This is a genomic window from Pseudonocardia sp. ICBG1293 (assembly GCF_020131355.1).
Lineage (GTDB): Bacteria > Actinomycetota > Actinomycetes > Mycobacteriales > Pseudonocardiaceae > Pseudonocardia.
This window is the reverse complement of sequence record NZ_JAHLEL010000055.1, coordinates 1-8,244: the sequence shown is the minus strand read 5'-3', so window position 1 is coordinate 8,244 and position 8,244 is coordinate 1. Positions and strand designations below refer to the sequence as shown.

Genomic DNA, 8,244 nt, shown 5'->3' with positions numbered 1-8,244 from the left:
GACGGCGCGCAGTATCTGCGCCTTGGACACCGTGCGTCCGCGCTGCTCGGTGAGGTAGGTGAGCAGCCGCAGCTCGGTCGCCGACAGCTCCAGCGACCTCCCCCCGCGGGAGGCGACGGCGGCATCCGGGTCGAGGAGCAGGTCGCCGACCTGCACCGCGGACGGCAGCCGGCCCCGGCGGCGCAGCACCGACGCGACCCGGGCGACCAGCTCGTCGAGCGCGAACGGCTTCAGCACGTAGTCGTCGGCGCCGGCGTCCAGTCCGCGGAGCCGGTCGGCCAGCGCGTCGCGGGCGGTGAGCATGACGATCCCGGCGTCCCCGTGGCCCCGCACGACGTCGATCAGCTCGAAGCCGTCGCGCCCGCCCGGCAGCATCACGTCCAGGACGACGAGATCCGGCCGGAACGCGGCGAGCCGCTCCTCGAACGCGGTGCCGTCGACGACGCCCTCGGCCACGTGCCCGGCATCGGCCAGCGCGTCCACGACGGACTCGCGGATGGCGTCGGAGTCCTCGAGGACCAGGACCCGGGTCGTGGGGCCTCGTCCGTCGTCGCCCTGGCGTGTGTTCACCGGACAAGGGTGCGCCGCGAGGCTGAGGGGGAGCTGAAGACCCCGCCGTCTTCAGGTCCGTCTCAGGTGGCGCGGGCACTGTCGTGTCCGACACCGAGACGACGGGCCGCCCGGCCCGCGGCGCGGAGAGGAAGAGATGACCCTGCTCGACGTGATCGTCCTGATCATCGTGGTGGCCGCCGCGATCGGCGGGTTCCGCCGTCTCGGCGGTGTGGCCCGGGCCGGACGCCTGCTCGGCCTCGTGGTCGGGGCGGGCCTCGGCGCGGCCTGGGGCTCGAACCTGGCCCGCTACGGCGACACCCCGGACTCGGCCTGGTTGTGGGGCCTCGCCGGGGTGGTCGCGGGCCTCCTGCTGGGCTCGCTGGTCGGCGGGTTCCTCGGTGGCCTGGTCAGCCGGGTGCTCGCCCGCGGCAAGCTGTCCCTCCTGGACCGCGTGGTCGGCGCCGTCACCGGTGCCGTGACCGCGCTGCTGGTGATCTGGCTGGTCTCGTGGGTGGTCCCGGCCGTCGTGAGCGCCGAGGCGCTCGCCCCCGTGACGACGCTCGCGCAGTCCCTGGGCGGCAGCCGGGTCGTCGACTCGGTGTCGGAGCTGCTGCCCGCCACCACCTCCGCCGCCCGCGACGTCGTCGACGCCGCGCGGCCCCCCGCCGGCTGACCGGACCGACCCGACCTGCAGCGGTCCGCCGTCCGGCGGCCCGCGACCCGCCGCTGCCCGTGATCGGGCTCGGCACGCTTCCGAGGAGAACCATGAACGACGAGAACCGCACCCCGCGCGACGACGACCGTCCCACCGACCGGCAGCCGCCGGTCCCCGCCGACGACGCCCCCACCGCACACACCCCGGCCCACAGCCGCGGGACGGTGCGCACGACGGAGGGACGGTCGCCGCAGCCTCCGATGCGGGTGACCCGCCGCGTCGTCGCCGGTTCGCCTCCCTGCGACGCCGGTCGGCACTGCCCGTGGTCGCGGCAGGCGTCATCGGCCTGGTCGTCGGAGCCACCGCGAGCGGGCTGGTCGTGGGGACCGCGTTCGCCGGCCCGGGGGACGGTCCGGCCCGTTCCGCCGTCGCCGCGGACGGTCGCGGCCCCGGTGGTCCCGAGGCGCCCGGTCGGGAGTCCGACGGGCCGGGGCGTGGCCCGGACGGTGCCGGCCCCGGCGGACCCGGTGGGCCGGGTGCCTGCGGTCCGGCCGGTGGGCCGGGTCGTGCGGGGGGGTGCGCCGCCTGTCGGGGCTCCGACGCCGCCCGCGCCGCCCGCTGCGGGTGTCGCCCCGGGGGCCACCGCTCCGACGCCGCCCGCTGCCGGTGCGGCCCCGGGCGCGACGGTTCCGGGTCCGGGTGGACCCGCGGCACCGGCGGCGCCCGCCGCTCCGGGACCGGCGGCTCCGGCCGCTCCCTGATCCCGTCCGTGCGGTGGTGCCTGACGGCCGCACCGTGCAGGAGGAGGGGAGAAGGGAGTGCTCCTCGTCGGATCGCGTCGCGCATTCGCCCCCGACGCGCTGCAGGACCCGACGAGGAGCACTCGACGGACCAACGCGCAGGAACGGGCACGGATACCCCCCTGATGCGGTGACGGCGCCGGACGGGAGACCACCATCGGTCGTCCTCGCAGGTCGGACCGTCCTCCTGGGCGTCGTTCCGACGGAACATCGGACGTCGGCCCCGTCGGGACGGCGGTGGCGCGACGTCCCCTCCGGCTGCGGGCCGCGGAACGGAGCGGGAGGAGCTGCACGGCCCGCCGGTGCCGGATCAGCTCCGGCGGGCGGCCGACGACGAGCTCCGGCGGTCCCGGCCGGGCAGCGTCGCCGGACCGGGCGTCCGCTCGGCCGGGCGCCGCCGACGGCACCACGAGCGGGAGGGGGCGACCGGCCCGCCCACCTGCCACCCGACCCGGAACGGCAGAGCGTCGCCGGAACGCACGGACCCGGTGCACGGACGTCGGAAGGACCGTCACCACGTCCGCCCATGGACCTGACGACGCAGGTCAACGACCGATCGACGACCCGGTCGGGTGGTGGCCCGACCACCGAGAAGACCACGTCGGCCACCCGCGGCGAAGTGACCGTGGTCGGCGTCACACAAGACGGTGATCGGCCGGAACGCCTGGTGAGGGGGTCTCGATAACCGTGTGTCGGCCCGTCTCCAGCATCGTGACCTGCGACGACATCGGATGTACGCCGTAGGTACCCCCCGGTTTGACGACCCCGGACACCGTGCCGTAACTTTCTTCCTGTCAGCGAGTGAGCCGGACAGAACGGGCCTGGGAGGCCCGGTCAACAGGCCCCGCGGACATGACCCCCGGTGGTTCGCCGAGTTTCTCGGTGTGATTGTCTTGGTGGGTCGAGATGATCCGTCTTCAGGATCCTGCTCCTTGTGTGGGGGTGGGTGAGTGCGGTGCGGGGGTCTTTTGAGAACTCAACAGTGTGTCGAGCTATTTTTATTCGGTTTGGCGTTTTGTGCCAAATTGTGGTTGCAGCATTCGACCCCGTCGGGTGTTGTGGCCAGTTGTTTGTTTGTCAGGGTTTTGTTGGAGAGTTTGATCCTGGCTCAGGACGAACGCTGGCGGCGTGCTTAACACATGCAAGTCGAGCGGTAAGGCCCTTTCGGGGGTACACGAGCGGCGAACGGGTGAGTAACACGTGGGTGACCTGCCCTCCACTCTGGGATAAGCCCGGGAAACTGGGTCTAATACCGGATAGGACCATTGATCGCATGGTTGGTGGTGGAAAGTTTTTTCGGTGGGGGATGGGCCTGCGGCCTATCAGCTTGTTGGTGGGGTGATGGCCTACCAAGGCGGTGACGGGTAGCCGGCCTGAGAGGGCGACCGGCCACACTGGGACTGAGACACGGCCCAGACTCCTACGGGAGGCAGCAGTGGGGAATATTGCGCAATGGGCGGAAGCCTGACGCAGCGACGCCGCGTGGGGGATGACGGCCTTCGGGTTGTAAACCTCTTTCGCCAGGGACGAAGAGCAATTGACGGTACCTGGAGAAGAAGCACCGGCCAACTACGTGCCAGCAGCCGCGGTAACACGTAGGGTGCGAGCGTTGTCCGGAATTATTGGGCGTAAAGAGCTCGTAGGCGGTGTGTCGCGTCGGCCGTGAAAACTTGGGGCTTAACTCTGAGCGTGCGGTCGATACGGGCATCACTTGAGTTCGGCAGGGGAGACTGGAATTCCTGGTGTAGCGGTGAAATGCGCAGATATCAGGAGGAACACCGGTGGCGAAGGCGGGTCTCTGGGCCGATACTGACGCTGAGGAGCGAAAGCGTGGGGAGCGAACAGGATTAGATACCCTGGTAGTCCACGCCGTAAACGTTGGGCGCTAGGTGTGGGGACCATTCCACGGTTTCTGTGCCGCAGCTAACGCATTAAGCGCCCCGCCTGGGGAGTACGGCCGCAAGGCTAAAACTCAAAGGAATTGACGGGGGCCCGCACAAGCGGCGGAGCATGTGGATTAATTCGATGCAACGCGAAGAACCTTACCTGGGTTTGACATGCACCAGACATCCCTAGAGATAGGGATTCCCTTGTGGTTGGTGTGCAGGTGGTGCATGGCTGTCGTCAGCTCGTGTCGTGAGATGTTGGGTTAAGTCCCGCAACGAGCGCAACCCTTGTTCCATGTTGCCAGCACGTAATGGTGGGGACTCATGGGAGACTGCCGGGGTCAACTCGGAGGAAGGTGGGGATGACGTCAAGTCATCATGCCCCTTATGTCCAGGGCTTCACACATGCTACAATGGCTCATACAGAGGGCTGCGAGACCGTGAGGTGGAGCGAATCCCTTAAAGTGAGTCTCAGTTCGGATCGGGGTCTGCAACTCGACCCCGTGAAGTTGGAGTCGCTAGTAATCGCAGATCAGCAACGCTGCGGTGAATACGTTCCCGGGCCTTGTACACACCGCCCGTCACGTCACGAAAGTTGGTAACACCCGAAGCCGGCGGCCCAACCCTTGTGGAGGGAGCTGTCGAAGGTGGGACTGGCGATTGGGACGAAGTCGTAACAAGGTAGCCGTACCGGAAGGTGCGGCTGGATCACCTCCTTTCTAAGGAGTCCCATCATGTGATGGGGCACCACAATACTCTGTGAGTTCTGCTCATAAGGTGTCTGTGGTTCCTTCATTGAATCGCATTTGCGGCCCCGTTCGTGGGTCGGGTGCGTTGGGTGGAACGCAGGTCGTCGGACCGTTTGGCTTGGCACACTGTTGGGTCCTGAGGGGACACCCCGAGGTTCTTCGGAGCTGTGGGTTGTTTTCTTTGGCCGCTCAGGTTGAGGGTTGTCCTAACGCCCCGGTTGGTTCCGGGTGTGGTGGCTTCTTCTTGGTCTGGTGTGGTTGTGGGTTGAGTGTTGCATAGTGGATGCGAGCATCTTGTTGTGGTCAAGTTGTTAAGAGCACATGGTGGATGCCTGGGCATCAGGAGCCGATGAAGGACGTGGGAGGCCGCGATAGGCCTCGGGGAGCTGTCAACCGAGCTGTGATCCGAGGGTGTCCGAATGGGGAAACCCAGCGCCCGTCATGGGGCGTTACCCGTACCTGAATTCATAGGGTGCGTGGAGGGAACGTGGGGAAGTGAAACATCTCAGTACCCACAGGAAGAGAAAACAATAGTGATTCCGTGAGTAGTGGCGAGCGAAAGCGGAAGAGGCTAAACCGTGTCCGTGTCAAGCCGGCAGGTGTTGCGGGTGCGGGGTTGTGAGACGTGTCGTTCATCTTCTGCCGAGGATGGGACAGCAAGAGCCGGTGTTAGCGGAACGACTCTGGGATGGTCGGCCGTAGTGGGTGATAGCCCCGTACGCGAAAATGTCTGGTTCTGTTGTGGGCGTGTTCTCGAGTAGCAGCGAGCCCGTGAAATTCGCTGTGAATCTGGCGGGACCACCCGTCAAGCCTAAATACTACCTGATGACCGATAGCGGACAAGTACCGTGAGGGAAAGGTGAAAAGTACCCCGGGAGGGGAGTGAAATAGTACCTGAAACCGTGTGCTTACAAGCCGTCAGAGCCTTGAGTCTTCGGACGGGGTGATGGCGTGCCTTTTGAAGAATGAGCCTGCGAGTTATGCTTCGTGGCGAGGTTAACCTGTGTGGGGTAGCCGTAGCGAAAGCGAGTCCGAATAGGGCGTTGTAGTCGCGGGGTGTAGACCCGAAGCGGAGTGATCTACCCATGGCCAGGGTGAAGCGTCGGTAAGACGTCGTGGAGGCCCGAACCCACCAGGGTTGAAAACCTGGGGGATGAGCTGTGGGTAGGGGTGAAAGGCCAATCAAACTTCGTGATAGCTGGTTCTCCCCGAAATGCATTTAGGTGCAGCGTCGTGTGTTTCTTACCGGAGGTAGAGCACTGGATGGCCTAGGGGGCCGACAAGCTTACCGAAGTCAGCCAAACTCCGAATGCCGGTGAGTGAGAGCGCGGCAGTGAGACTGCGGGGGATAAGCTTCGTGGTCGAGAGGGAAACAGCCCAGATCACCGGCTAAGGCCCCTAAGCGTGCGCTAAGTGGGAAAGGATGTGGGATCGCCCGGACAGCCAGGAGGTTGGCTTAGAAGCAGCCACCCTTGAAAGAGTGCGTAATAGCTCACTGGTCAAGTGGTCCTGCGCCGACAATGTAGCGGGGCTCAAGCGCACCGCCGAAGCCGTGGCAATGACACTGTTGTGTTGTTGGGTAGGGGAGCGTCCTGCATCTGGTGAAGCCCGGGAGTGATTTACGGGTGGAGGGTGTGGGAGTGAGAATGCAGGCATGAGTAGCGAATGCAGAGTGAGAATCTCTGCCGCCGGATGACCAAGGGTTCCTGGGCCAGGTTGTTCCGCCCAGGGTGAGCCGGGACCTAAGGCGAGGCCGTCAGGCGTAGTCGATGGACAACGGGTTGATATTCCCGTGCTCGTGATAGTGCGTCCATGCCGAGGCCGGTGATGCTAACCATCCGAACCCACCTTCGCTCCTTCGGGAGTGTTGTTTGTGGGGGAGCGTGGGATCCGATCTGGTAGTAGGTAAGTGATGGGGTGACGCAGGAGGGTAGCTCCGCCACGCGGTGGTTGTCGTGGTGTAAGCCTGTAGCCTGATTTCCTAGGTAAATCCGGGGGATCGTGAAGGGTGAGAGGTGATGCGTAGCCGATTGAGGCGAAGAGAGTGATCCCATGCTGTCGAGAAAAGCCTCTAGCGAGTGCTGTTGCGGCCCGTACCCCAAACCGACACAGGTGGTCAGGTAGAGAATACCGAGGCGATCGAGCGAACTGTGGTTAAGGAATTCGGCAAAATACCTCCGTAACTTCGGGAGAAGGAGGGCCGGTTGTCTTGAGGCTCCTTGCGGGCTAGGGACGGCCGGTCGCAGAGACCAGGCCCAAGCGACTGTTTACTAAAAACACAGGTCCGTGCGAAGTCGCAAGACGATGTATACGGACTGACGCCTGCCCGGTGCTGGAACGTTAAGAGGACCTGTTAGCTCCTTCGGGGTCGAAGCGGAGAATTTAAGCGCCAGTAAACGGCGGTGGTAACTATAACCATCCTAAGGTAGCGAAATTCCTTGTCGGGTAAGTTCCGACCTGCACGAATGGCGTAACGACTTGGGCGCTGTCTCGACCACAGACTCGGCGAAATTGCACTACGAGTAAAGATGCTCGTTACGCGCGGCAGGACGGAAAGACCCCGGGACCTTTACTATAGCTTGGTATTGATGCTCGGTTCGGCTTGTGTAGGATAGGTGGGAGACTGTGAAATCATCACGCCAGTGGTGGTGGAGTCGTTGTTGAAATACCACTCTGGTCGAATTGGGTGTCTTAACCTCGGGCCATGATCTGGTTCAGGGACAGTGCCTGGTGGGTAGTTTAACTGGGGCGGTTGCCTCCCAAAGAGTAACGGAGGCGCCCAAAGGTTCCCTCAGCCTGGTTGGCAATCAGGTGTTGAGTGTAAGTGCACAAGGGAGCTTGACTGTGAGACTGACGGGTCGAGCAGGGACGAAAGTCGGGACTAGTGATCCGGCACCACCTTGTGGAAGGGGTGTCGCTCAACGGATAAAAGGTACCCCGGGGATAACAGGCTGATCTTGCCCAAGAGTCCATATCGACGGCATGGTTTGGCACCTCGATGTCGGCTCGTCGCATCCTGGGGCTGGAGTAGGTCCCAAGGGTTGGGCTGTTCGCCCATTAAAGCGGTACGCGAGCTGGGTTTAGAACGTCGTGAGACAGTTCGGTCCCTATCCGCCGCGCGCGTTGGAGACTTGAGGAAGGCTGTCCCTAGTACGAGAGGACCGGGACGGACGAACCTCTGGTGTGCCAGTTGTCCCGCCAGGGGCACGGCTGGTTGGCTATGTTCGGGAGGGATAACCGCTGAAGGCATCTAAGCGGGAAGCCTGTTCCAAGATGAGGTCTCCCACCACCTTTGAGTGGGTAAGGCTCCCAGGAGATGACTGGGTTGATAGGCCGGAGATGGAAGCCTTGTGAGGGGTGGAGTTGACCGGTACTAATAGGCCGAGGGCTTGCCACAACGAGTTGTTCGCATCCACTGTGTGACCCTGAGCTCACAACCCTGTGCGGGTTGTGTGTTCGTTGGTCCCCCACCCGTTTTTGTGGTGGGGTTTGTTGAATAGTGTTGTCGGTGGTCATTGCGGTAGGGAAACGCCCGGTCCCATTCCGAACCCGGTAGCTAAGCCTTCCTGCGCCGATGGTACTGCACTCGCCAGGGTGTGGGA

At 64.0% G+C, this 8,244-nt stretch carries 2 protein-coding genes and 3 rRNA genes; 4 read left to right on the top strand and 1 reads right to left on the bottom strand.

The features are described from left to right. Nucleotides 1-570, bottom strand: a 570-nt coding sequence (locus tag KPF47_RS32765) for a response regulator transcription factor (protein ID WP_224392626.1), incomplete at its 3' end; no start/stop codon positions are given. 136 nt (nt 571-706) lie between these two features. On the opposite strand from KPF47_RS32765, the gene KPF47_RS32760 reads away from it, so the two are divergent. The 4 genes from KPF47_RS32760 to rrf all read left to right on the top strand — a co-directional run. Then, the gene (locus tag KPF47_RS32760; RefSeq protein ID WP_224390960.1) at nt 707-1,225 is read left to right on the top strand and encodes a CvpA family protein; all 519 of its coding nucleotides are present in this window, start codon (nt 707-709) and stop codon (nt 1,223-1,225) included. 1,867 nt (nt 1,226-3,092) lie between these two features. Next, nucleotides 3,093-4,612: ribosomal RNA gene (locus tag KPF47_RS32755) — 16S ribosomal RNA — on the top strand. Nucleotides 4,613-4,943: 331 nt separating this feature from the next. Continuing rightward, nucleotides 4,944-8,039 (top strand): 23S ribosomal RNA (locus KPF47_RS32750). A 107-nt stretch (nt 8,040-8,146) separates the two neighbouring features. Further along, nucleotides 8,147-8,244: ribosomal RNA gene (gene rrf, locus KPF47_RS32745) — 5S ribosomal RNA — on the top strand; the annotation flags it as partial.